Source organism: Burkholderia sp. BCC1644 (assembly GCF_902833225.1).
In the GTDB taxonomy this organism is placed as follows: Bacteria; Pseudomonadota; Gammaproteobacteria; order Burkholderiales; family Burkholderiaceae; genus Burkholderia.
Genome location: NZ_CADFEI010000004.1, coordinates 145002 through 170069 on the forward strand (window position 1 = coordinate 145002; position 25068 = coordinate 170069).

17 protein-coding genes are annotated in these 25068 nt (G+C 68.5%); 9 read left to right on the plus strand and 8 right to left on the minus strand.

The genetic code is table 11. The features are described 5' to 3' along the window. Positions 1 to 504: 504 nt before the first annotated feature. The 3 genes from HWX87_RS09495 to HWX87_RS09505 form a co-directional block, all read right to left on the minus strand. Positions 505 to 2469 carry an alkaline phosphatase PhoX gene (locus tag HWX87_RS09495; protein ID WP_176046900.1) on the minus strand — a complete coding sequence of 655 codons (1965 nt, stop codon included), beginning with the start codon at positions 2467 to 2469 and terminating at the stop codon, positions 505 to 507. Positions 2470 to 2628: 159 nt separating this feature from the next. Continuing rightward, positions 2629 to 3822: an ammonium transporter gene (locus HWX87_RS09500; protein WP_176046901.1), complete on the minus strand. Its 1194-nt coding sequence runs from the start codon at positions 3820 to 3822 to the stop codon at positions 2629 to 2631. A 264-nt stretch (positions 3823 to 4086) separates the two neighbouring features. Beyond that, positions 4087 to 4422 carry a hypothetical protein gene (locus HWX87_RS09505; protein ID WP_176046902.1) on the minus strand — a complete coding sequence of 112 codons (336 nt, stop codon included), beginning with the start codon at positions 4420 to 4422 and terminating at the stop codon, positions 4087 to 4089. 193 nt (positions 4423 to 4615) lie between these two features. On the opposite strand from HWX87_RS09505, the gene HWX87_RS09510 reads away from it, so the two are divergent. The 4 genes from HWX87_RS09510 to HWX87_RS09525 all read left to right on the plus strand — a co-directional run bounded on the left by HWX87_RS09510 (position 4616) and on the right by HWX87_RS09525 (position 7081). Then, entirely contained in the window at positions 4616 to 5044 is a 429-nt protein-coding gene (locus HWX87_RS09510) for a hypothetical protein (protein WP_176046903.1), read from the plus strand. Between the two features lie 90 nt (positions 5045 to 5134). Then, on the plus strand, positions 5135 to 5590 hold the full coding sequence (locus tag HWX87_RS09515) for an Rrf2 family transcriptional regulator (protein WP_176046904.1): 456 nt from the start codon (positions 5135 to 5137) through the stop codon (positions 5588 to 5590). A 132-nt stretch (positions 5591 to 5722) separates the two neighbouring features. Beyond that, on the plus strand, positions 5723 to 6364 hold the full coding sequence (locus HWX87_RS09520; RefSeq protein ID WP_176046905.1) for an NAD(P)H-binding protein: 642 nt from the start codon (positions 5723 to 5725) through the stop codon (positions 6362 to 6364). A 246-nt stretch (positions 6365 to 6610) separates the two neighbouring features. After that, on the plus strand, positions 6611 to 7081 hold the full coding sequence (locus HWX87_RS09525) for an Lrp/AsnC family transcriptional regulator (RefSeq protein ID WP_006484401.1): 471 nt from the start codon (positions 6611 to 6613) through the stop codon (positions 7079 to 7081). A 59-nt stretch (positions 7082 to 7140) separates the two neighbouring features. On the opposite strand, the gene HWX87_RS09530 is transcribed toward HWX87_RS09525, so the two are convergent. Genes HWX87_RS09530 through HWX87_RS09540 form a run of 3 tightly spaced genes read right to left on the minus strand, consistent with a single transcriptional unit; the run spans position 7141 to position 10640 of the window. After that, on the minus strand, positions 7141 to 7914 hold the full coding sequence (locus tag HWX87_RS09530; protein WP_176046906.1) for an ABC transporter ATP-binding protein: 774 nt from the start codon (positions 7912 to 7914) through the stop codon (positions 7141 to 7143). Positions 7915 to 7918: 4 nt separating this feature from the next. Next, on the minus strand, positions 7919 to 9607 hold the full coding sequence (locus tag HWX87_RS09535) for an iron ABC transporter permease (protein WP_176046907.1): 1689 nt from the start codon (positions 9605 to 9607) through the stop codon (positions 7919 to 7921). Next, entirely contained in the window at positions 9597 to 10640 is a 1044-nt protein-coding gene (locus HWX87_RS09540) for a Fe(3+) ABC transporter substrate-binding protein (RefSeq protein WP_176046908.1), read from the minus strand. The genes HWX87_RS09535 and HWX87_RS09540 overlap by 11 nt, the downstream gene beginning before the upstream one ends. Before the next feature lie 206 nt (positions 10641 to 10846). On the opposite strand from HWX87_RS09540, the gene HWX87_RS09545 reads away from it, so the two are divergent. Continuing rightward, a complete protein-coding gene (locus tag HWX87_RS09545; protein WP_009688068.1) occupies positions 10847 to 11008 on the plus strand; it encodes a hypothetical protein in 162 nt (53 codons plus the stop codon). Between the two features lie 147 nt (positions 11009 to 11155). On the opposite strand, the gene HWX87_RS09550 is transcribed toward HWX87_RS09545, so the two are convergent. Both HWX87_RS09550 and HWX87_RS09555 read right to left on the minus strand, forming a co-directional pair. Further along, entirely contained in the window at positions 11156 to 12523 is a 1368-nt protein-coding gene (locus tag HWX87_RS09550; RefSeq protein ID WP_176046909.1) for an amino acid permease, read from the minus strand. Between the two features lie 292 nt (positions 12524 to 12815). After that, positions 12816 to 15107 carry an FUSC family membrane protein gene (locus HWX87_RS09555; RefSeq protein WP_176046910.1) on the minus strand — a complete coding sequence of 764 codons (2292 nt, stop codon included), beginning with the start codon at positions 15105 to 15107 and terminating at the stop codon, positions 12816 to 12818. 182 nt (positions 15108 to 15289) lie between these two features. Between HWX87_RS09555 and recC the strand changes: the two genes are divergently transcribed. The 4 genes from recC to arfB are packed head-to-tail and all read left to right on the plus strand — an operon-like array spanning position 15290 to position 25042. Further along, positions 15290 to 18634 (plus strand): exodeoxyribonuclease V subunit gamma, encoded by a 3345-nt coding sequence (gene recC / locus HWX87_RS09560; RefSeq protein ID WP_176046911.1) that lies wholly within the window; start codon positions 15290 to 15292, stop codon positions 18632 to 18634. Beyond that, positions 18631 to 22335 carry an exodeoxyribonuclease V subunit beta gene (gene recB / locus HWX87_RS09565; protein ID WP_176046912.1) on the plus strand — a complete coding sequence of 1235 codons (3705 nt, stop codon included), beginning with the start codon at positions 18631 to 18633 and terminating at the stop codon, positions 22333 to 22335. The genes recC and recB overlap by 4 nt, the downstream gene beginning before the upstream one ends. Next, entirely contained in the window at positions 22332 to 24641 is a 2310-nt protein-coding gene (locus tag HWX87_RS09570) for an AAA family ATPase (protein WP_176046913.1), read from the plus strand. Before recB ends, HWX87_RS09570 begins: the two co-directional genes overlap by 4 nt. After that, positions 24638 to 25042, plus strand: coding sequence for an alternative ribosome rescue aminoacyl-tRNA hydrolase ArfB (gene arfB / locus HWX87_RS09575; RefSeq protein ID WP_176046914.1), 405 nt, complete (start codon positions 24638 to 24640; stop codon positions 25040 to 25042). Before HWX87_RS09570 ends, arfB begins: the two co-directional genes overlap by 4 nt. The last annotated feature ends 26 nt before the right edge of the window (positions 25043 to 25068 follow it).

Sequence of the window (25068 nt, forward strand, 5' to 3'; positions counted from 1 at the left end):
GAACCGTTCATTGGATGAGATTTTACGGGTTCACCCTTGGTTTATTAGGAAAACGCTCAATTGAGCGTTGCCAGAAAGTGCATGAACCGGTGCAAATACCGCTTGACTTGTCGGGCGGAAACGGAAAGAATGTCTCACGTTTTCGAAACATCGTTTCAAGAGTTTAACCGGCAACGATGTTTCGCGCAGTCTCTCAGGTTCTAGCACGGCCCTCGGAATGGCTAGAACTTTTTTAGCGCCACGGTCTCCGTGGCGCTTTTTTTTGCCCGTCATTTTGACTGTCCGCCCGGACGCGTCAGGCCCGTATTATCCCCCGATCGCTGGAAACGCCCGGCCGAGCCCGTTCGGTGCGTGCTTGCGCACGCCATTCACGCGATTCGCGCGCGCAAAAAAAAGCGCGACGCCCGCACTGGGCATCGCGCACAAAACGGCGTGGAGCGCCGACGAATGAACGGTGATGAAGAAGGGACGCCCGGCCAGGGGCATCCCCCTCGCGCGACCCGGTCAGGCCTTCGCGAGCTTGATGCCGGTCTGCTCGGCCGTCAGGTAGCCGACGCTGGCGCCGAAGCGGTCCTTGAAGTTCGCGCGCACGAGCGGATCGAGCGTCGGCTTGACCTTGTCGTGCAGCGGCGATTCCCAGTCGCCCGCGTGCTGGAAGTTGCTCATGATGTACGTCCAGCCGTTGATCTCGTCGACCGCGTGCAGTCCGGTCGATTCCGCGCCGGCCGGGCACGACAGCACGCGCACCAGCGACTTCGTATCGACGTTGTACGCCCACAGGAAGTTGTTCACGTGCATGCCCGAGTCTTCGCCGATGAACAGCGTGCGCAGCTTTTCGGAGAACTTCAGGTTGTCCGGGTTGGCGATCTTGTCCGGGTTCGCGAGGTTGCCGAGGCCGTCGGCCGCGGCGAGATCCTCGCCGACGAGCGCGGCCGGCGCGCCCATGTCGACCGGCACCCATTCGCTGTCGATCGCGCTGCCCGTCGTGTCGCGCTGGCTGCCCTTCAGGTTCAGCGCGTAGACGGCGCCCGCGGCGATCTTCTTGTCGACCGCGACATCGCGCGACACGGCGTTGCCCTTGACCATCGACGTTTCGATCCGCGACATCGCCGTGTAGACGATCTTGTCCTTCGCGTTCACGGTCGTGCCTTCGAGCTTCGTGAAGCCCATGCTGCCGCCGAGCAGTGCCGCGTAGCGGTGCGTCTCGAGGAACGCGGCCGCCTTTTCCATCCCCGGCTTCACGCGCATCCAGTTGAACTTGCCGCCGAAGTGGATCTTCGCGTAGCTCGCATCGTTCGGGTCGGTGGTCACCAGGTCCATGATGTCCGACGCCTTCAGCGTATTCGCGAGCGCTTCGATCTCGCTGCTCGTCGCGTGGCCGATCTTGATCCACGTGAGCGTCGCGGTGCCGGCGCCGGCCGACGACGTCTGCGTCCACCTCGCGACGTACAGCGTGCCGGCCGACAGGTCGGCCGCCTTGTCGGCGACGAACATGAACAGGCCGCCGTTGGTGGCGTCGTCACCCATCATCACGGTGCGCTGGTCCGGCATCACCTGGATCAGCTCGTGCGAGATGCGGCCGAGGCAGTAGTGCTTCTTCACGGTGCCCGTGCCGTCCGGATTCACCGTGATCTCGGGCAGGTGGCCGTAATGGTAGGGGTTCGCCTTCGTCTCGTCGCCGAACGTGTTCTTGCTGAACGCCTTGAACTGCGCGTCGGTCGCAACCTTGGTCGCGTCCGGCTCGTATTCCTCGCTCGACAGGTGCGTGCCCCACGGCGACAGGCTCGCGCCGCAGGTGATCCACAGGCCGTGCGCCTTCGACGTGTCGACGTTGTGGTACTTCACGACCTTCAGCGCGCCGGTGGCCGGATCCTGGTCGAGCGAGAGCACCGCGATCGGCGACGGCAGCTGGCCGTACTGCGATGCGCTCGCCTGGTCGCGCGTCGTGTATTCGAACTGGACGACCGCGAACACCGTGTTGCCTTTCACGCCGGGGACGTTTGCGTTCTTCAGCGTCAGCAGCGAGCTGCCGTCCGGGCAGTCGGAATAGAACTGGCGCTCCTTGCCGGCGACCGAGCGATCGATGATCGGCTGGTTGTTGATGTCGTAGTAGCCGCCCGCGAGCGTCGTGCCGCCCTTGCCGTCCGGCACCATGTCGCCCGTCACGAAGAACGGCCGGTACGCGAGCTTGAAGTTGCGCGACGAGCCGTCCGAGAACGACACCGACAGCGTCGAGCCGACCGTCGTCGTGGCCATCGCGGCCGCATTGTCGAGCGTGGGTGCGGCCATCGCCGAGAACGCCGCCGACGTATAGGCCGCGGCAACCGGGGCGGGCGTCGATGCGGGATTGTCGTCACCGCCGCAACCCGTCAGCAGGGCCGGCAGCGCGAGACCGGAAAGGGGAAGCATCGGCGCGCCGGCAAGGATCTTCAGGGCCTGACGACGGGCAGCATTGGGCAACGCGGGCATGTGGAGTCCAGTTTCAGTTGTTGGAAGAATGGCCTTCGCGAAGCAGGCGATCGGCAAGCTTCACGAAGGCTTATTGAAAACTGGACGGAAGTGTAAGGACGCTCGATGAAAGTTTTTTGAATTGAAAACGTAATGATGCGTCAGGTGTTCGTCACCGGATCAATCGCGCTCGGGCGTGGCCGAGATGCGATGGATCGACAGGTCGGCGCCGTCGAACTCGGCTTCGCGGTCGAGGCGCAGCCCGACGGTCGCCTTGAGCGCGCCGTAGACGAGCGTGCCGCCCGCGCTTGCGATCACGATGCCGCCGAGCGTGCCGACGAGCTGCGACAGGAACGACACGCCGCCGAGACCGCCGAGCGCGGGCAGGCCGAACACGCCGGCCGCGAGGCCGCCGAGCGCACCGCACATGCCGTGCAGCGGCCACACGCCGAGCACGTCGTCGATGCGCCACTTGTTCTGCACGCAGGTGAACATCGCGACGAACAGTGCGCCGGCGGCCGCGCCCGTGACGAGTGCGCCGATCGGATGCATCACGTCGGAGCCCGCGCATACCGCGACGAGGCCGGCGAGCGGCCCGTTGTACGTGAAGCCCGGGTCGTTGCGGCCGGCCATCCACGCGGCGAGCGTGCCGCCGACCATCGCCATCAGCGAGTTCACGGCGACGAGGCCGCTGATCTTGTCGAGCGTCTGCGCGCTCATCACGTTGAAGCCGAACCAGCCGACCGCGAGCACCCATGCGCCGAGCGCGAGGAACGGAATGTTCGACGGCGGGTGGGCGGCGATGCGGCCATCCTTCGCATAACGGCCGTGACGCGCGCCGAGCAGCAGCACGGCCGGCAGCGCGACCCAGCCGCCGAACGCATGCACGACGACCGAGCCGGCGAAATCGTGGAACGGCGCGCCGAACGCGTGCGTGAGCCAGGCCTGCACGCCGAAGCGCTCGTTCCACGCCATTCCTTCGAAGAACGGATAAATGAAACCGACGATGATCAGCGTCGCGACGAGCTGCGGGTTGAACTTCGCGCGCTCGGCGATGCCGCCGGACACGATCGCGGGAATCGCCGCCGCGAAGGTCAGCAGGAAGAAGAAGCGCACGAGCGCGTAGCCGTTGTGCTGCGACAGCGTGCCGATGTCGTCGAAGAACTCGACCCCGTACGCGATCGTGTAGCCGATGAAGAAATACGCGAGCGTCGACACCGAGAAGTCGACCAGGATCTTCACGAGCGCGTTGACCTGATTCTTCTTGCGGACCGTGCCGAGTTCGAGAAATGCGAAGCCCGCGTGCATCGCGAGCACCATGACGGCGCCGATCAACAGGAACAGTGTGTCGACGCCGGATTTCAGACCATCCATGCCGTGGCTTCCTTGCGCAAAAAACGGGCAAGGAACGCAAGTATCGAGCCAACTTGGTGAACGCGCGCGTGGAGTTGGTGCTTGGGCACTGCGCGGTGTGGCATTCCGGTGAATCGTGCACGGGATGAGGGCGCGGCCGATGGCGATCGACTCCCGTACGGGGTGCACGCACGTGGTGCGATGCGTACTGAACTGGTGCGTGCTGCGGGTGTAGTGATGCGGCGTGGTGCGCGCTGGTGCGCCGTGACGCACCGATCTGGCGCGTCAGTGGCGGGCGAACAGTACGGGTGGCCGGCGCAGCCGCAGCGCGCACGCCGACCAGTAGGCGGCGACGGTCGACAGTCCGAGCGCGGCGAACGCGAGCGCCGCGAAGCCCGTGAGCGACTGGCCGTCGCCGTCGGGGCCGAGGATGCCTTCCACGACGATCAGCGTGGCCGTCCAGAAACCGATCACGGCCTGCGTGAGCAGGCGCGCGGATGCGACGCGGCGCGGACGTCCGGATTCGGCTAGGCGGCGCGCCGACGGCGCGCGCAAGCACAGGAACAGGGTGGCGGCGAGCAGCGCGGCCAGGGCGATGAGCCAGTCGACAAGGAAAGCCATAAGCAAAAGGGGTCACGTACGAAACGGATTGAAGCGTGCCCACTTTAGTGGCGTAGCGCCTGCGATTGAATCAGACGAATCCGAAATTGAAAGGCATTTTTAATGGCCGGTCGTTATTTGGCCTGTTCCACAGGCGGTATCATCGACACCGTTCCAACCCTGAGGCCGTGCGACGCGCGGCCGGAGATTGCTGATGAACACGAAGACATCGCGGGCGCGTCGCGTGCCCGGGTCCGTGCTGGCGGCGGTGGCCGCCGGTGCGCTGCTGTTGCTCGCGGGCTGCGAGAAGTCCGGTACGCCGGTCGCCCAACCCGATACGGCCGCGAGCGCGGCCGCCGATGCCGCGAACAATGCGGCCAAGGCGCTCGACCAGGTGGCGAGCACTGTCAACCAGCAGATCAACGCTGCGAAGGCTGGCATCGCGTCCGCGGCGTCGGCCGTGCCGCCGCTGTCCGCGAGCGGTCTCGCGTCGGCGGCGCAGGCGCAGATCGACGCGGCTGCCTCCGCGGTCGTCGCGCATGCGGCTTCCGAAGCGGGCGCGAAGATCGCGGAAGCCGGCAAGAAGCTCCAGCAATGGAGCCAGCAGAACGCATCGGGCGCCAAGCCCGCGAGCGGTGAATGACGCGGGCTTGCATGATCCGCAAAATGTAATTATGATGGTTACACATGTCGCCGGTTGCGGGTCGGGCCGGCGTCGCCGAGTGAGTGAGGAATGAATACCAGCAGCCGGTTCGCGTTTGCCGTCCACGTGCTCGCCTTGCTGTCGATGCAGGAAGGCGTGCCGCTGTCGTCCGACATCATCGCGGGCAGCGTGAATACGAATCCGGCGCTGATACGCCGGTTGCTGTCGATGCTGGCAGCCGCGGGGCTGACCACGTCGCAGCTCGGTGCCGGCGGCGGCGCGCTGCTGGCGCGCGAGCCCGGCGAGATCACGCTGCTCGACGTGTATCGCGCGGTCGACGATGCGCAACTGTTTGCGTTGCATCGCGAGGCACCGAATCCCGCGTGTCTCGTCGGGCGGCACATCCAGGGCGTGCTGACCGGCTATATCGGCGATGCGCAGCGCGCGATGGAAGCATCGCTCGCCACGCGCACGCTCGTCGACGTGACGGCCGACATGCTGGATCTCGAGCGACGCACGCAACAGGCAGTACGCGCCGGCGGATAGCCGGCAGCAGACAGGGCAGGAAACCGGACGGCGCGCAGGTGCGGTGTCCGGTGCAACGGGGGCTTCGCCCCGTTTTTTTCGATCTTATGTGTAATTAACTGAGTTACATATTTTTCTTACTGGAGAATCGCCATGACGCAACGTTCCTTGAATATCGCGCTGTTCGGCGCCACCGGCATGATCGGCTCGCGCATCGCAGCGGAAGCCGTGCGACGCGGCCATCGCGTGACCGCGCTGTCGCGCCATCCCGGCGCATCGGGCGACGGCATCACCGCGCAAGCGGCCGACCTGTTCGACGCGGCCAGCATCGCTGCCGCGCTGCCGGGTCATGACGCGGTCGCGAGCGCTTACGGTCCGAAGCAGGACGATGCGGCGAAGGTCGTCGCGGCCGCGAAGGCGCTGGTCGCCGGCGCGCGTCAGGCGGGCCTGAAGCGTCTCGTGGTGGTGGGCGGCGCCGGTTCGCTCGAAATCGCGCCGGGCAAGCAACTGGTCGACAGCGAAGGCTTTCCTGAAGCGTACAAGGGGCAGGCGCTCGCGCACCGCGACGCGCTCGGCTACCTGAAGACGGTCGCCGATCTCGACTGGACGTTCTTCGCGCCGGCCGCGATGATCGCCCCGGGCGAGCGCACGGGCACGTTCCGCACGGGCGTCGGCAAGCTGATCGTGGATGCGCAGGGCAACAGCAAGATCTCGGCGGAAGACTACGCAGTCGCGTTCGTCGACGCGCTCGAGCAGGACAGCTTCGTGCACGAGATCGCGACGGTCGCGTATTGAGCGGCATGATGGCCGGCGGCGCATGCGCGCCGGCCCGGCCGCGGCCCGCAAGCTGCGGCGCGCAGTTGCATCAGGCGATTCCACCTCGACGGGCGGAGTCGCCTGTTTCGTTTGGAGACGCGGGATAGCCGGCGGAATTGTTCAGGATTGGTATTTATACCGGTCGACGCGGTGTTGCCGTTTTCATATTGTTCCCCGTTGTGCAAGATGAATAGAATAAATTTCTATCTACGAGGGACTGGAGAAATGGACGCCATCGATCGCAAGCTGCTGGAACTGCTGCAGGCGGATGCCACACTGCCGATCGCGGAGCTGGCGCAGCGCGTGAACCTGTCGCAGACGCCATGCTGGAAGCGCGTGCAGCGGCTCAAGGAAACCGGCGCGATTCGCGCACAGGTTGCGCTGTGCGATCCGCGCAAGCTTGGCGTCGGCACGACCGTGTTCGTCGCGATCCGCACGAACCAGCACACCGAGGAGTGGGCGCAGCGTTTCACGCAGGCCGTGCGCGACATGCCGGAAGTGGTCGAGGTCTACCGGATGAGCGGCGAGACCGATTACCTGCTGCGCGTCGTGGTGGCCGGCATCGACGACTACGACCGTGTCTACAAGCAGCTGATTCGCACGGTGCCGCTGTTCGACGTCAGTTCGTCATTCGCGATGGAGCAGATCAAGTATTCGACCGCGCTGCCCGTACGCGATCTAGCGGAGCCTGCGTAGCGCGCCGATGAAGCGGCACGGGTGCCGACGGCGCCGCGTGACGAGGCCGCGGCGCCGCTTCAGCGGCCGCGCGCCAGTGCGCGCGCGCGTTCGTCGGCCAGCGCGTCGCGGCGCACGAAATCCGCGACGAATGCGCTTGCCGGATGATGGTGCAGCGCGTACGGCGTGTCCCATTGCGCGAGCTGGCCGTCCTTCATCACGCCGATCCGGTCGGCGATCGCGAACGCTTCGGCCTGGTTGTGCGTGACGAGGATTGCGGTGTGGCCCGTGCGTTTCAGGATGTCGCGCAGCTCGAACGCGAGCCGCTCGCGCGTATCGACGTCGAGATTCGAGAACGGTTCGTCGAGCAGCAGCAACTCCGGTGACGGCGCGAGCGCGCGGGCGAGCGCGACGCGTTGCTGCTGGCCGCCCGACAACTCGTGCGGATAGGCGCCGCCGGAATCGGCGAGGCCGACGAGATCGAGCATTTCGGCAACACGCATGCGCCGTTCGGTCTTCGGCATGCGCCGCAAGCCGAACGCGACGTTGTCGGCCGCGCTGAGGTGCGGGAACAGCGCGTAGTCCTGGAACATCATGCCGATGCGCCGCCGCTCCGGCGGCACGTCGAGCGATGGCGCCGCGACGGGCGCGCCGTCCAGCATGATGCGTCCCATGCGCACGGGTTCGAAGCCGGCGATCGCACGCAGTACGGTCGTCTTGCCGCAGCCCGACGCGCCGAGCAGGCAGCCGATGTCGCCGCGCGGCAGCGCGAGGCTCAGCCCGTCGACCACCGTGCGGCGGCCGTGCGGCGTGTCGTAGGCGACGCAGAGGTCATCGAGTTCGAGCAGGTTCACGGGTTCAGGCTCCGATCTTGTGGCGGGTGCGCGCGAGCAGGATCACGGGCACGAGCCCGGCCAGCACGATCGCGAGCGCGGCGACCGCGCCTTCTTCGTAGGTGCCGCGTGCGGCTTCCGCATACAGCCAGGTCGCGAGTGTGTCGAAATTCAACGGACGCAGCAGCAGCGTGGCCGGCAATTCCTTCATCGCGTCGACGAACACCAGCAGCGCGCTCGTCGTGAGCGCGGGCCGCAGCAGCGGCAGATGGACGCGGCGCAGCGTGCCGCCGGCTGTTTCGCCGAGCGAGCGCGCCGCGTGTTCGAGCGAGGGCGGAATGCGTGCGAGGCCGGCCTCGATGCTGCCGGCCGGGATCGCGAGGAAGCGCACGGTGTACGCGATCACGAGCGCGGTGACCGAGCCCATCAGCAGCAGCCCGTCGCGTCCGAGCGCCGCGCCGAACAGCCGGTCGGCCGCCGCGAACGGGATCAGCAGGCCGATCGCGAGCACGGTGCCCGGCACCGCATAGCCGAGGCTCGCGATTCGCGCACACAGGCGGGCAGGGTCCGCGCGGGCGCTGTCGCGCTGCGCGCGCGCGGCCCACGCGACGACGAGCCCGCACGCGAGCGTCGCGGCGGTGGCGGCGGTGGCGATCGTCAGCGTGTTCGCGAGCCCCGTCATCAACTGGTCGGACACGCCGCCGACGAGATGCAGCCGCTTGCCGGTCTCGACCGCGAGGTACGCAGCGGGCGCGCCGAACCCGAGCAGCACGGGCAGCCAGCCGAACACGGCGGCGCCGAGCGCGGCCGCGCCGGTGAGACGACGCGGCGTGATCGGCCGCATGCGCCGGCCATGCGCGTAGCGCTGGCGGCGGCGCCCGTAGCGTTCGAGCACGATCATGCCGACGACGATCGCGAGCATCGCAAGCGCGATCTGCGCGGCGCCGGCGAGGTCGGAGCGCGTGATCCAGGTCGTATAGACGGAGACGGTCAGCGTCTGCACGCCGAGGAATTCCGACGCGCCGATGTCGTTCAGCGTTTCGAGCAGCGCAAGGCTCACGCCGACCGCGATCGCGGGCCGTGCGAGCGGCACGACGACGCGCCAGAACGTCGCGATGCGTCCCGCGCCGAGCGTGCGCGCGGCTTCGAGCAGGCTCGCGGATTGCGTGACGAACATCGCGCGCGTGCTCAGGTACACGTACGGATACAGCACGAAGCCGAGCACGAAGATCGCACCGGGCAGCGAGCGCAGGTCGGGCAGGCGGAACTGGCGCGGGCTGTCGAAGCCGAGCAGCCAGCGGATCGCGCCCTGGACGGGGCCGATCGGGTGCAGCAGGTCGAGATACGCGAACGCGACGATGTAGGTGGGCACCGCGAGCGGCAGCAGCAGCGCCCACGTCAGCATCCGGCGGCCGGGAAAATCGTATGCGGTGACGAGCCACGCGCACCCGGTGCCGACGATCGACACGATCGCACCGACGCCTGCCAGCAGCAGCAACGTATTGACGAGTGCCTGCGGCAGCACGAATTCGGCGAGATGTCGCCAGTGCGCGAGATCGGCGTCGAACGCGGCGGCGACGAGCACCGCGAGCGGCGCTGCGACCGCCGCGGCGATCGCCAGCGCCGCGAGCAGCCACAGGCTGCCCGCGCGCGGCCGAAGGCGCGGCCGGGATGGCCGGCGGTACGCGCCGGCCGACGAAGCGTCAGTTGTCAAAGCCGACCTTGTCGACGAGCTGGCTTGCCTGCTTGCGATGCTTCGCGATGTCGGCCAGCGGCAGCGGATCGACCTTCAGCGCACCGAAGCTCGCGATCACCGGATCGAGCTTCACGTTCGCGCGCACCGGGTATTCGTAGTTCGCCTGCGCATACAGCGCCTGCGCTTCCGGCGACACGAGGTATTCGAGCAGTTTCACCGCGTTGGCCTTGTGCGGCGCGTGCTTCGCGACCGTCGCGCCGCTGATGTTCACGTGCGTGCCGCCGCTTTTCGCGTTCGCGAACGTCGGCCGCACGACCTTGATGGCATCGCCCCACTTGCGCGCATCGCTGCCCGGTTCCGCATTCTTCATGTGGCCGACGTAGTACGCGTTCGCGAGGCCGACGTCGCAGATGCCGCCAAGGATGTCGCGTGCGACATCGCGGTCGCCGCCCGTCGCCTTGCGCGCGAGGTTCGCCTTCACGCCGCGCAGCCACTTCTCGGTCGCGGCTTCGCCGTCGTGCGCGATCATCGCCGCGACGAGCGCCGTGTTGTACGGATGCTGGCCCGAGCGGATGCAGACCTTGCCCTTCCATTTCGGATCGGCGAGATCCTCGTAGCGGAATGCGTCGACCTTCAGGTCTTTTTCGACGTACAACACGCGGTCGCGCAGCGACAGTGCGTACCAATCGCCGTTCGCGCCGCGCAGGTTCGCGGGGATCGCATCGTCGAGCACCTTCGAGCGCACCGGCTGCGTGATGCCGCCGTCGACGAGATCTAGCAGGTTGCCGACGTCGACCGTCATCAGCACGTCGGCCGGCGACTGCGTGCCTTCCGCCTTCACGCGCTCGAGCAGGCCGTCCTTCACGAACACCGTGTTGACCTTGACGCCGCTCTGCTTCGTGAAGGCGTCGATGAGCGGCTGGATCAGCTTGGGCTCGCGAGTGGTGTACAGGCTGACTTCCTCCGCCGCCTGGGCAAGCGGCGCGAAAGCGGCCGCAGCCAGGGCGAGGGCGCCGGCGAGCGGCAGCAGGCGGGTGCGCGGATTCGACATGGAGACTCCGGTGGAACAGGTGGACGAAGGGAATATTACAAAATGAAAGACTCCGGATTCTAGATCGAAATGGGAACGATTATCAACTGAAAGCTTGCGGAAAGCGGTGGGGACGGGAGGAGCGGCGATCGGAAACGGGGCGTCGCAGCTCGGGCGCAAGCGCGTAGAATGCCCGCTTCGATGAATTTGACGGAGACGCACCGACCATGAACGATCAGCGCAAGAAGAACCCTGTCCGCAACGTGAGCATCCTGATCGTCGTGGCCGTGCTGCTCGTGATCGGGACGATCCTGTACAACGCGATTTCGCAGAAGCGTGCGTACGACGAGGCCCATCCGGCCGAGGCCGCGAGCGCGGCATCGCACTGACGTGCCGGTGCGCGGCCCGGCCGGGCCGCGTGCGCGGGGCATGCGAAGGGGAGCAATCCGCGGCTTCCGGCGCGACTGACGTCGCGCGGAGCCGGGGCAGCAGCGGGCGCCGAACGAGGCGCGCCGCGCATTCAGGTCAGCCGTGCGTCAACGTGACGCAGGGGCGAATTTCGGGCGGATCCGTGCATAGAACACGGCCGCGAGCAGCGCGAGCCAGGCCGCGCCGACATACAGCGCGACGCGCGTATCCTCGAACCAGCCGAGCATCACGATCACGAAACCCATGAACGCGATCGTCAGCGCGGGCGCGACCGGCCACAGCGGCACCTTGAACTTCAGCGCGGCGACTTCGGCGCTCGACAGGCGGCGACGCATCGCGACCTGCGACAGCAGGATCATCAGCCAGACCCACACGGTCGCGAACGTCGCGATCGCGGCGACCACCAGGAACACGTCCTTCGGCATCAGGTAGTTCAGCACCACGCCGACGAGCAGCGCGCCGGCCATCACGAGCACCGTGACCCACGGCACACCGTGCCGCGACGTCGTCATCAGCACGCGCGGCGCCTGGCCCTGTCGCGCCATCCCGAACATCATCCGGCCCGCGCCGAAGATATCGCTGTTGATCGCCGAGATCGCCGCGCTGATCACGACCAGGTTGAGGATCGTCGCAGCCGACTTCACGCCGAGCGCCGAGAAGATCTGCACGAACGGGCTGCCGTCGCCGCCGACGCCCGTCCATGGGCTGATCGACATCAGCACGACCATCGTCAGCACGTAGAACAACAGGATACGCGCGGGCACCGCGTTGATCGCACGCGGAATCACGCGTTCCGGGTCCTTCGCTTCGCCGGCGCTCATCCCGATCACCTCGATGCCGCCGTACGCGAAGATCACGACCGACAGCGACGCGATCAGCCCGCCCATGCCGTTCGGCAAGAAGCCGCCGTGGTTCCACAGGTTCGCGAACGTCGGCACGTCGGCCGAATGGCCGAAGTGCATGCCGGTCAGCAGGATCGCGACGCCGCCGCCGATCATCGCGACGATCGCGCCGACCTTGATGATCGACAGCCAGAATTCGAGTTCGCCGAACACCTTGACGTGGCACAGGTTCAGCCCGCAGATGATCGCGACGACGCCGAGCACCCAGATCCATTGCGGGACGTCCGGAAACCAGAAGCCCATGTAGATGCCGAACGCGGTGATGTCGGCGATCGCGACGATCACCATTTCGAGCGTGTAGGTCCAGCCGGTGACGAATCCCGCGAACGGGCCGAGGTTCTCGGTCGCGTAATGGCCGAACGAGCCGGCGACGGGTTCGCGCACGGCCATCTCGCCGAGCGCGCGCATCACCATGTAGACGGCCGCGCCGCCCAGGATGTACGCCAGGATCACGGCCGGGCCCGCGAGCTGGATCGCGGACGCCGAACCGTAGAACAGGCCCGTGCCGATCGCCGAGCCGAGCGCGAGAAAGCGGATGTGCCGCGCGCTCAGGTGGCGCTGCAAGTTTTTCATCGAGTCTCCGATATCGTTATGCGACGGACCGGGCGAGCGTGGCCGGTCCGATTGGCTCAAGTTGTCTATACAACTTGAATGTGAACGAATGATAACAAGCCGGGCCGGGTGACCGGAATCGGGTATTCCCTGACTGGCGCGATGAGCGGAATAGGGCGTGGGGCGAGCGCGCGGCGTGCGGGCGGGCCACGTGAGGCGGACGCGACATGCTTGGGGGAGATCGTTGAAGCGGGGAGCGCCGGTGGCCGACCCGCGGTGTGCGCGGGCCGGCTTGCCGGCCAGTGATTCGGGGTCAGGCGGGCAGGCGGATCACGCTCGCATCCTTGCGGATCAGCTGCGACGACGCGAGCATCTGCTTGCACTGGTGCGCGAGCACTTTCAGGTCGTGCGTGAGCTCGGCGCCGACCGCATCGGATTTCTCCGCGGACACGACCATCGCGTCGAGATCCCGCGTGATCTGCTTCGAGGCGTCGATCTGGTCGGCAGGCGGCGGCTCGCCGGCTTCGGCTTTCTCGAGATTGTCCAGCACGGCGGTGAGGCCGCGCTGCAGCGCGTCGTCGTGCAGGATGCCGCCGTCGGCCGCGCATGCGCTGCGGATCAGCGGCGCGGCGGCCGTTATCTGCGCGCCGAGCACGTGCGTCTGCACGAGCAGGTCGTTCAGCTCGGGTACGAAGCGCTGGTGCGCCTTCGGCTCGATCATCATGCGCTGGAATGCCTGCCCGAGGTTCGCGAATGCGATGTGCACGTCCTTGCGTGCAAGGCGGTAGCGATAGTCGTCGTCGAGGCTCGCGGCGGGCGACTCGACCACTGCCGCCACGCCCGGGACGACGGCCGCGCCGTCGGCGGCCGGGACCGGCGGCGGCGACATGCCGCGCCCGGCGCGCCACACGGCCTCGAAATACTTGCGGGTGGACGTCAGCATGTCGGTGACGAGCTTGCCCATCAGCCGGTATTCCCAGTACGGGAACAGCCGGCTCGCGGCGATCGCGATCATGCAGCCGACCACCGTGTCGATCGCACGTTCGCCGATGATCCGCATGCTGCCCGGCGCGAGCAGGTGGAACATCAGCAGCACGTACGACGACGTGAACACGACGCTCGCCGCGTAGTTGAACAGCAGCAGGCTGTAGCTCATTACCATCGACCCGAACATGATCGCGATCAGCAGGTGCGGCTCCTTCACCGTGTAGATCAGCGCGATGCTGGCCGCGCAGCCGATCAGCGTGCCGATGATCCGCTGGGCGTTGCGCTGCTTGGTGAGCGAGTAGCCGGGCTTCAGGATGATGATGGTCGTCATCACGATCCAGTACGCGTTCGTGAGCGGCAGCAGCCGGCCGAGCCAGAACCCGACCGCGACCGCGATCGTCACGCGCAGCGCGTGGCGGAAGCTCGGCGAGCGCATGTTCAGGTTCGAGAAGATCAGGAGCGGCGACATCCGGCGGCGCTGCAGGAAGCGCGTGAGCGCCTTGTCGATCTTCAGTTCGGTTTGCTGCGGATCGGCGTGGCCCGACAGGTTGCGGCGCATCCGGTCGATCAGGCGCGTCGCGCTCCAGATGCGCCGGAACGTCGCGAGCACGGCCGCATACGCCTCCGCGTTGGTGGCCGGGAAGTTCTTCTTGCGCATCAGCTCGATCTCGTACTCGATCGCGCGCAGCTCGGCCTTCACGCTGATCCGCGAATGCGGTGCGCGGTTTTCGAGCACCGCGAGGCCGATCTCCTCGAGATCGCGGGCCGCCTTGCGGATCAGGTCGCGATAGAAGATGATCAGGTCCGAGCCGCCGAACGTGTTGCGCACCAGCGGGTAATCGGTGTGCGCGCCGACGAACAGCTCGTGCAGGTCGACGCTGTTGATGAACAGGTTGTACATCGTCGTGCGGCCGGGATCGAGCTTGCCGCGCCGCAGCTTCGGCAGGTTGCGCAGCACGATGTCGCGCGCGGTTTCCTGCGTTTCGACCGCGGTGATCTGCCGGGCGACCAGATTGCGGTAGCACTCGTCGAGGTCGGCGTCGAGATCGTAGAACTGCGCGCGGGCGAGCAGGTAGTCGGCGCAGGCGAACAAGCTTTCGGCGAGCGCCTGCTGCTCGATCCGGCGTGCCTGCCATTGCGACACGAGCGTGGCCCAGTACGTGTACCAGAGGCCGCCCGCGAGAATCCAGCCGGCGTTGATGAACGCCTGCAGCGGCGTGAACTTCTCCTCGAGCGTCATCACCATCATGAACAGCGTCGCGAAGCTGATCTGCGGCCAGCGGTTGCCGTAGACGACGATCAGCGACAGCACGAACGTGAGCGGCACGATCGTGAGCCACAGCGCGAAGATGTTCGGTGTCGCGAGGCCGGTGGCGAGCGCGGCCAGGAAGCCGATCACGCTGCACGCGAGCATTTCGTTGTGCTTGTACTTGAGCGGGCCCGGCATGTCGACGACGCAGGCGCCGAGCGCGCCCGTCGAGATCGTGAAGCCGAGTTCGCGGTTGTGAAACACGATCAGGCACAGCACGGCCGGCAGCGAAACGCCGACCGCGATCCGCAGGCCGCCGAAAAAGTACTGGCTGTAGAAAAACTTTCTGATTTCGACCGAATAGCGCATCGATGGGCTGAATGGCAGACGAAGACGCCCGGGGGCGGCGTATTGACTGGCGACGAGTCTATCGTATTTCGCGGTCCGCAAAACCTGGCTTTCCGGCCGAGGTTCGCGGCGGCGGTCCATTTGCTATCCTTGGTGATCCTGTTCGCCCGGCCCGGCCGGTGCGAGGTTCCGACGCCCGCTTCATGCTCCATCTCTTCTATTCGAACCGTCACGAAACGCTGGCCGACGCGCTGCTCGAGGATCTGGCCGCGTTCCCGGCCCGCAACGGCCCGTGGGCGCCGCAACAGGTCATCGTGCCGAGTGCGGCGCTGCGCCGTCGCCTCGAGCTCGACATCGCCGCGCGCAACGGCGTGTGCGCGAACGTCGAGTTCACGTATCTCGCGCAATGGCTGTGGGCGCAGATCGGCCGCGTGATGGACGTGCCCAAGCGCTCGCCGTTCGCGCCCGACCGCCTCGTGTGGCGCTGCTACCGGCTGTTCGCGCAGGCGGCCGGCGGCGCGCCGTGGCTCGCGTCGCCGCGGCTGGCCGCCTATCTGTCCGCGTCCGACGATGCGATGCGCTACGAGCTTGCGCACCGCGTCGCGGCCGTGCTCGATCATTACCTGACCTACCGTCCCGAATGGCTGGCCGCGTGGCAGGCGGGAGAATCCGTGCTCGCGGGCGACGGCGCGCCACGGGGGATCAGCGACGCCGCGCGCGACGACGAGCACTGGCAGGCCGCGCTGTGGCGCGCGCTGCTCGCCGAGCTGAGCGACAGCGTCACGCCGCCCGCGCATCGCTTCCTCGTCGAGGCGCGCCATCTCGATCCGGAAACGGTCGCGCGCGCGCGTGCGCACTGGCCGGAATCGGTCAGCGTGTTCGCGCTGCCGACGATGCCGCCGCTGCACGTCGCGCTGCTGCGCGAGCTGTCGCGCTGGATCGACGTGCGTGTCTATGCGCTGAACCCGTGCCGCGAATTCTGGTTCGACATCGTCACGGCCGCGCATGCCGAGGCGCTCGACGCGGCCGGGCGGCTCGACTACCAGGAAGTCGGCCATCCGCTGCTCGCCGAGTGGGGCAGGCAGACGCAGGCACAGTTGCACATGCTGCACGAACTCACCGAAAGCGCCGCGTCAGGCGATGCGTCGCGCTTCGTCGCGAATCCCGAGTCCACGTGGCTCGCGCGCGTGCAGAACGCGATCCTCGAACTGCAGCCGGAGGCCGAAACCGGCGACACGCCGGCCGAGCGCGGCATCGAGGTGCACGTGTGCCACAGCCTCGCGCGCCAGCTCGAAGTGCTGCACGACCGCCTGCTCGCGTGGTTCGACGCCGACGCGAGCCTGCAGCCGTCCGACGTGCTGGTCGCGGTGGCCGACCTCGCGGCGGCCGGGCCGCTGATCGATGCCGTGTTCGGCACGGCCGGCGCCGGCGGCGCGCGCGTGCCGTACCGGATCACCGGCCTGCCGCCGTCGCAGGCGAACCCGGTCGCCCGCGTGCTGCTCGACTGGCTCGCATTGCCGGAACGGCAGGTCGGCGCGCCGGAGCTGGTCGAATGGCTGCGCGTCGATGCAGTGGCCGCGCGCTACGACATCGACGCGGCTGCGCTCGAGACGGTGCAGACCTGGCTCGCGGCCGCCGGCGCGCGGCGCGGGTTGTCGCCGCTCGCCAGCGACGACGCGGCCGTGCCCGCACCGCGCCACACGTTCTCCGACGCGCTCGCGCGGCTCTTTCTCGGTTATGCGATGCCGGAGGGTGCGGCGCCGATCGGAGCGTGGCTGCCGATCGAGGCGGCCACGGGCAGCGAGGCCGAACTGCTCGGCCGGCTTGCGCGCTTCACCGACGATCTCGACGGCTTCGCGCGGCGCCTGGCCGAATCGCACACGCCGGGCGGCTGGAGCGAACTGTTCGCCGACACGCTCGCACGCTTCTTCGATTCGGGCGCCGCGTATGCGGACGCGCTGGCCGGCGTGCGCGATGCGCTCGACGCGATGCTGGCCGCGATGACGGAGGGCGCGCCCGACGAAGCATTGCCGGCGGCCGTCGTCCGCGCGGGATTGGCCGCGGCACTCGACGATCCGGCGCGCGGCGGGGTGCCGTGGGGCGGTGTCACGTTCTCGTCGCTGACGAGCCTGCGCGGGCTGCCGTATCGCGTCGTCTGCCTGCTCGGGATGGACGACGGCGTGCTGCCGAGCCTCGCTCGCGCGGACGAGTTTGACCTGATGGCCGTGTTGCCGAAGCTCGGCGACCGGCAGCGCCGCGACGACGAGCGCAACCTGTTTCTCGACCTGCTGCTCGCCGCACGCGACCGGCTGCTGATTGCCTACACGGGCCGCAGCATTCGCGACAACGCGCCGTTGCCGCCCGCGGCACTCGTCGACGAGTTGCTCGATCATCTGGCGATCGTCACGGCCGGGCCCGACGCCGCACCGGATGAAGTCGATGCCGCGCGGCGCGCGTTCATCGTCGAGCATCCACTGCAACCGTTCGCGGCCGCGTATTTCCAGCCTGGCAGCACGCTCGTGTCCTATGACGCCGAGCGTGCGACGCTTGCGTCGCTGCTTGCCGCGGAAGTGTCGCGCGACGGCCCGCGCGAGTTGCCGTTCTTCGCGCAGCCGCTGCCGGCCGAACCGGTCGAGCCCGTCGCGTTCAGCGAATTCGAACGCTTCTGGCGTCATCCGGCGCGTGCGTTGCTGCGCGGCCGGCTCGGCATCGTGCTTGCCGACGCGCAAGCCGAACTGCTCGATACCGAACCGTTCTCGCTCGACTTCGCCGGCAGCGATGCGCTCGCCGAGCGCGTGTTGCCGCTGTTGATCGAATCGGACGAGGGCGGCGTGCACGACCACGCGCTGCGCATTGCCGACGCGAGCCCCGAACTGCCGGGCGGTGCGACGGGCGCGGTATGGCGCGACCAGGCGCTCGGCTCGATGACGCAACTGGCGTCGAGCGTGCGCCGAGCGCTGGCCGACGGCATCGAGCGGCGGCCGTTCTCGCTCACGGTCGTGCCGGCGTGGCCCGATACGGAGCAGGCGTTGTTCGGCACCGACGACGCGATGCTGTTGGCCGACGCGGTGAGCGCGCCGCTCGAACTGCATGGCACGCTGAACCGGTTGACGCCGGCCGGCCAGATCATCTACCGCTACGCACGGTCGAGTGCGCGCGACTATCTTTCCGCGTGGCTCGCGCATCTCGTCTACTGTGCGGTCGAGCCCGACGGCCCGCGCCGCACGCTGTGGTTCGGCAGCGGCGGCGCGTTCGAGCTGACGCCCGTCGCAGCGCCGCTGGAGCGGCTCGCGCCGCTTGCCGCACTGTTTCGCGCGGGGCGGCGCATGCCGCTGCGGTTCTTTCCGCGCAGCGCGTGGGCGAGGGTATCCGACGGCGAAGCCAAGGCCGCCAGCGTGTGGATCAACGAACGCGTCGTGAGCGAAGCCGACGATCCGGCCATCGCGATCGCGTGGCGCGGCGCACACCCGTCGCTCGACGAGCCGTTCGGCACACTCGCGAAGCTCGTGTTCGAGCCGCTCATCGAGCATCTGAAGGAGGTCGCATGAGCGCCGTGTCGCAGCCGCAGCAGGCGGTCGAACTCGACGTGTTCGCGTGCCCGCTCGACGGCGTCAACCAGATCGAGGCATCGGCCGGCACCGGCAAGACCTGGAACATCTGCGCGCTGTATGTGCGCCTGTTGCTCGAGAAGGATCTCGGCGCTGACGAGATTCTCGTCGTGACCTTCACGAAGGCGGCGACGGCCGAACTGCACGAGCGGATTCGCAGCCGGCTCGCGCAGCTTGCGCATGCGCTCGACACGGGCGACGACGGCGGCGATCCGTTCGTCGCACGCCTGCTCGAGACCACGCTCGGCGAAGACGGCGCGCTCGATCCGGAGACGGCCGCAAAGCGGATCCGGCGCGCGCTGCGTGCGTTCGACCAGGCCGCGATCCACACGATCCACGCGTTCTGCCAGCGCGCACTGCAGGAAGCGCCGTTCGCGGCGGCGATGCCGTTCGCGTTCGACATGGAGGCCGACGACGCGTCGCTGCGCTTCGAACTCGCGGCGGATTTCTGGCGCACGCGCGTCGAACCGGCGGCCGCACGCTGGCCGGGATTTGCGACCTGGCTCGTCGAATCGGGCGCCGGTCCGGCGGCGCTCGATGCGCAGCTCGCGCGCCGGCTGAAGAAGCCGCTCGCCGCGCTGCGCTGGGACGGCGTGACCGAACCGGACGAGTCGGCCGAAGCCGCAGCGGCCGAATGTTTCGCCGAGGCGTCGCGGATGTGGGCGGCCGAGCGCGATGCAATCGATGCGTTGCTTCGCACGGCGCAGCCGGTGCTCAACCAGCGCTCGCACAAGCCCGATGCGGTCGCCGATGCGCTGGCCGCATGGACTGCGCATTTCGCGCAGGGCGACGCGACGGCCGCGCTGCCGAAGGCCGCGTTGAAGCTCACGCAATCCGCACTGGTGAAGGCGACCAAAAAAGGCGGCGTGACGCCCGCGCATGCGTTCTTCGATGTCGCCGACGCGCTCGAAGCCGCGGTGGCGGCCGCCGAGGCCGCACAGCGCGCGCGCTGGCTCGCACTGATCGCCGACTGGCTCGACGTGGCGCCGGGCGAGCTGGCCGAGCGCAAGCGCACGCGGCGCGTCGTGTCGTTCGACGATCTGCTGGCGAACCTGTACCACGCGCTGCATGCGCATCCGTGGCTCGCCGAGACGCTGCGCGCGCGCTATCCGGCCGCACTGATCGACGAGTTCCAGGACACCGACCCGCTGCAGTTCGCGATCTTCGACCGGATCTTCGCGCCGGGCGGCCCGCTGTTCCTCGTCGGCGATCCGAAGCAGGCGATCTACAGCTTCCGCGCGGCCGATCTGCATACCTATCTGGCGGCGCGCGCGCGGGCGAGCGCGTGCTACACGCTCGCGGTCAACCAGCGTTCGACGCCCGCGATCGTCGATGCGTGCAACCGCTTCTTCATGTCGAATCCGCGCGCCTTCGTGCTCGACGGGCTCGACTATTACGCGGTGCGCGCCGGCACGCGCGTGCGCGCGCCGTTCGTCGACGAAACCGATCCGGGCCCGGCCGGCGACTTCCGGGTCTGGGCGTTGCCGGGCGGCGAAGGCACGTTGCTCAAGCGCGATGCACAGGCACAGGCCGCGCAGGCCTGTGCCGCCGAGATCGCGCGGCTGATGCGTGGCGCGCGCGAAGGGCACGTGCGGCTCGGCAAGTCGCCGCTGTCGCCGGGCGACATCGCGGTGCTCGTGCAGACGCACCGGCAGGGCAGTCTCGTGAAGCGCGTGCTCGCCACGTGGGGCATCGGCAGCGTCGAGCTGGCGCAGGCGTCGGTGTTCTCGACCGGCGACGCCGAGCAGCTCGAACGCGTGCTGGCGGCGATCGATGCGCCGGGCGACTTGCGGCGTCTGCGCGCGGCGCTCGCGTCCGACTGGTTCGGCCTCGATGCCGGTGCGCTGTGGCGGATGGAGCAGGGTGACGGCGATGCGCGAAACGAAGCATCCGACAGCACCGACGCGATGAGCTGGGTCGAGCGCTTCTCGCGCTATCGGCTGCTGTGGCGCGAACGCGGTTTCGCGGTGATGTGGCGCACGTTCACGCGCGAGCTGCGGATCGCCGAGCGGTTGATGGCCGGTGCGGATGGCGAGCGTCGCGTGACCGACATCAACCATCTGGCCGAACTGACGCAGGCGCGCGCATCCGCGCAGCCGGGCATCGCACCGACGCTGCGCTGGCTCGCCGCGCAACGGCTTGACGGCGGCGGCGAGGAAGCGCAGTTGCGGCTCGAATCCGATCGCAACCTCGTGCAGATCGTGACCGTGCACAAGTCGAAGGGGCTGGAATACGCAATCGTGTTCTGTCCGTTCCTGAACGACGGCGGATTGCGCGAGCCGCCTTCGTCCGCGCTGCCCGATGCGCGCGAATATCACGACGAAGCGGGCGACGCCGTGCTGCATTACGGATGCGACGACGAGGCGGCTGCGCACGCGGCGCGGCAGGCGTTGCGCGAGCAGGCCGCGGAGCGCGCGCGGCTCGTCTATGTGGCGCTCACGCGCGCGGTCTATCGTTGCTATGTCGTTGCCGGGCCGTACCTGTCGTCGCGCTCGACGCGTGAAGCGCGGCGCAGCGTGCTCAACTGGCTCGTCGCTGGCGCCGGCCAGTCGTTCGATGCGTGGCTCGACGAACCGCCCGACGAAGCGGCGCTCGATACGGCGTGGCAGGCGCTCGCGGGCGGCCCCGTGAGCGTCGCGCCGCTGCCGGCGCCGGCGCGCCGCGAGCGTCTCGCGGCCGGGCACGATGCGTCGCAGACGCTCGCGGCGCGTCATGCGACGCGTGTGCTGCGCGACGCGTGGCGGATGGCGAGCTTCAGCTCGCTGACTGCGTCGATGGCGCGCGAGGAAGCGGGCGTCGCGGCCGTCCCCGACGAAGAGTTGCGGCCCGATCACGACGCGCTTGCCGAGGTGACGCCGGACGGCGAATGGATCTTCGACGAGCCGGTCGCAGCCGTTCCGCCGGACGACGACATCCTCGTGTTCCCGCGTGGGGCGGCAGCCGGCGAATGCCTGCACCGCCTGTTCGAACTCAGCCGCTTCACGGAGCGCGAGTCGTGGCACAAGGCCGCGCTCGGCGCGCTGCACGACCGGCCGGTCGAGGCGGAGCCCGGGCTCGCTACGCGGTTGCCGGCGATGATGGCCCAGCTGGTCGACGATGTCGTGCACACCGAGCTCGTGCCGGGCATGCGGCTCGCCAATCTCGATCCGGCGAAGCGGCTCGACGAAATGGGTTTCCTGTTCCCGGCGCCGTCGCTCGACCTGATGGCGCTGCGCCGCTTGCTGGTCGCGCACGGCTATCCGGACGTTGCACTGGAGGCGGGCATGCTCGCCGGTTTCATCAAGGGTTTCATCGACATGATCGTCGAACACGACGGCCGCTTCTGGATCGTCGACTGGAAGTCGAACCATCTCGGCACGACGCCGGATGCCTACGGCCCGCGCGCGCTCGACGTCGCGATGGCCGATCACGCGTATCACCTGCAGGCGCTGCTCTACACGGTCGCGCTGCATCGCTACCTGCGCGGGCGGCTACGCGACTACGACTACGACACGCACATCGCGGGCTACCTGTACCTGTTCGTGCGCGGCGTGCGGCCTGACTGGCGCAGCGGCGGCGAGCCGTCCGGCGTGCATGCGCGCCGGCCCGCGCGTGCGCTCGTCGATGCCCTCGACCGGATGATGGAAGGGGGCCGCGCATGAACGCGTCGGACGACACGCTCGAATTTACCGGCGGCCTCGTCGCGCGGCTGCCCGAGCCGGCCGATTTCGGCATTGCGCTCGCGGAAGGCTTCGCGCGTCGGATCGGCGATCTCGCGCGGCGCGCCGGCGCGCCGTCCGCAGCGGCGCGCTGGGCGGCACGCGCCGCGTTCGCGACGAGCCGTGCGACGGCCGGCGGTCACGTATGCGTCGCGCTCGGCGCGCTCGCGCAGCGCTACGAAGCACCGCTCGACGAGGTTCGCGCGGCGCTCGCCGCGAGCGGCGTGGTCGCGTTCGGCACGCTTGCGCGTGGCGACGAGCGGCCGCTGATCGTCGACCGGCACGACCACCTGTATCTGTCGCGCTATTTCGATTACGAACGGCGGCTTGCCGATGCGCTCGTCGCGCAGGCCGGTGCCGCAGCACCGGATGAAGGGCTGTCGCCCGACCGGCTGCGCGACAGTCTCGCGCGTTACTTCGGGCCGGCGACCGGCGAAGTCGACTGGCAGCGCGTGGCGGCGATCGTCGCGCTGACGGGCCGCGTGACGATCGTCAGCGGCGGCCCCGGCACGGGCAAGACGACGACCGTCGTCGGCGTGCTGGCCTGTCTGCTCGACGCGCACCCGGGGCTGCGCATCGCGCTGGCCGCACCGACCGGCAAGGCCGCACAGCGGATGCAGGAAGCGCTGCATGCACGGGCCGGCGACTTGCCGCCCGAGCTGGCGGCGCGTTTGCCCGATACGTCGTATACGCTGCATCGGCTGCTGGGCGGCGGCGGGGCGGCCGGCTTTCGCCATCATCGCGACAGTCCGCTGCCGTACGACCTGATCGTCGTCGACGAAGCGTCGATGATCGACGTCGCGCTCGCCGCGCATCTGCTCGACGCGCTTGCGCCGGGCGCGCGGCTCGTGCTGCTCGGTGACAAGGATCAACTGGCCGCGGTTGAAGCGGGTGCCGTGTTCGCGGAGCTGAGCGCGCGGCCTGCCTTTACGGCCGCGGCGCGCACGCGCATCGCACAGGCGCTCGGCATCGACGAGGCGGCGTTCGTCGCGGCGTTGCCGGTGCCGGACGAAGCTGCAGCCGCAGGGGTTCCGGCTACGAGTCCGGCTTTCGCTTCGGCGCAAGCCCCGGCGTCACCTTCGACATCGGCTTCCGTTTCACGCAAACCGGCGTCCCGGGCGAAGGCCGATCCGCGACAGGCATCGCTCTTCGACGACGAACCGCAGGATGACGAAGTTTCGTCGGCCGGGATCGTGTCGCCACCGCCCGCCGTCCCGGCGCCGGCCGAGATCGGCGGCACCGTTACAGCGGGTGACACGCCCGCATGGATCGAAGCCGACGAACTTGCATGGCTCGACGCCGTCGAACTGCCGCCGTTCGACGCCGGCGACGTGGCGCTTGCGTCGATGACGGCGACCACATCGCCATCGACCGGCGAAGCCGCCGCAGCGTCCGCCATGCCCGGGCCGGCACCACTCGCGGATTGCGTCGTCTGGCTCGAACGCAATTACCGTTTCGGTCTCGATTCACCGATCGGGCGGCTGTCGCTCGCGATCCGCAGCGGCGACGTGCAGGCCGCGCTCGATGCGCTGCCCGCCGACGACGCGGCCGCCGCGTCGTTCCACGACGATGCGGGCGACGCGCTCGCACCGTCGACGGTCGAGCGGCTCGCAAGACGGTTCGGCGCGTACCTCGACGCGTTGCGCGACGCACTGACCGCGCCCGTGCCCGATCCGCTGCCGCTGTTCGACGTGCTCAACCGGTTTCGGATCCTGTGCGCGACCCGCAACGGCTCGCGCGGGGCGGAGCACGTCAACGCGCTCGTGGCCGCGCATGTGCGGCACGCCGCTCGCGTGCCGCTCGCGGTCGGCGCGCACTGGTTCACCGGGCGACCGATCATGGTGACGCGCAACGACTATGCGCTCGGGCTGTTCAACGGCGACATCGGCATCGCGTTGCCCGATGCGCATGGCGTGCTGCGCGTGTGGTTCAGGCGCGCGGACGGCACCGCGCGTGCGGTGTCGCCGGCTGCGCTGCCGCCGCACGAAACGGCGTTCGCGCTGACCGTTCACAAATCGCAGGGCTCGGAATTCGACGAAGCCGCGCTTGTGCTGCCGGCATCGTTCAGCCGGGTGCTCACGCGCGAGCTGGTCTATACGGCCGTCACGCGTGCCCGCACGCGTGTCCAGGTGATCGGGCCGCGGCGCGTGCTGGCGCAGGCGGTCGCGACGCGCACGCAGCGCGATTCGGGGCTCGCGGCGCGCGTCGACGAAGCGCTTGCGCGGCGCCGCACGGAGGCTTCGCGATGATGATCCGCTATACGCTCGATCCGGCCGACGTGGAATGGACGGCCGTGCGCGCACAGGGCGCGGGCGGGCAAAACGTGAACAAGGTGTCGAGTGCGATTCACCTGCGCTTCGACATCCGCGCGTCGTCGCTGCCGGCGGTCATCAAGGAGCGGCTCCTCGCACTGTCCGACCAGCGCATCACGCGCGACGGCATCGTCGTGATCAAGTCGCAGGAATACCGCACGCAGGAGAAGAATCGCGAGGCCGCGCTGGCGCGGCTCGATACGCTGATCGGCAGCGTCGCGTTCACGCCGCGCGCACGCGTTGCGACGCGGCCGACGCGCGCGTCGAAGGAACGTCGGCTCGAGCACAAGTCGCGCCGCAGCGTGGTGAAGTCCGGAAGAGGGAAGGTGACCGACTGACGAATGAACGGCCGGCGGCCCGCGCA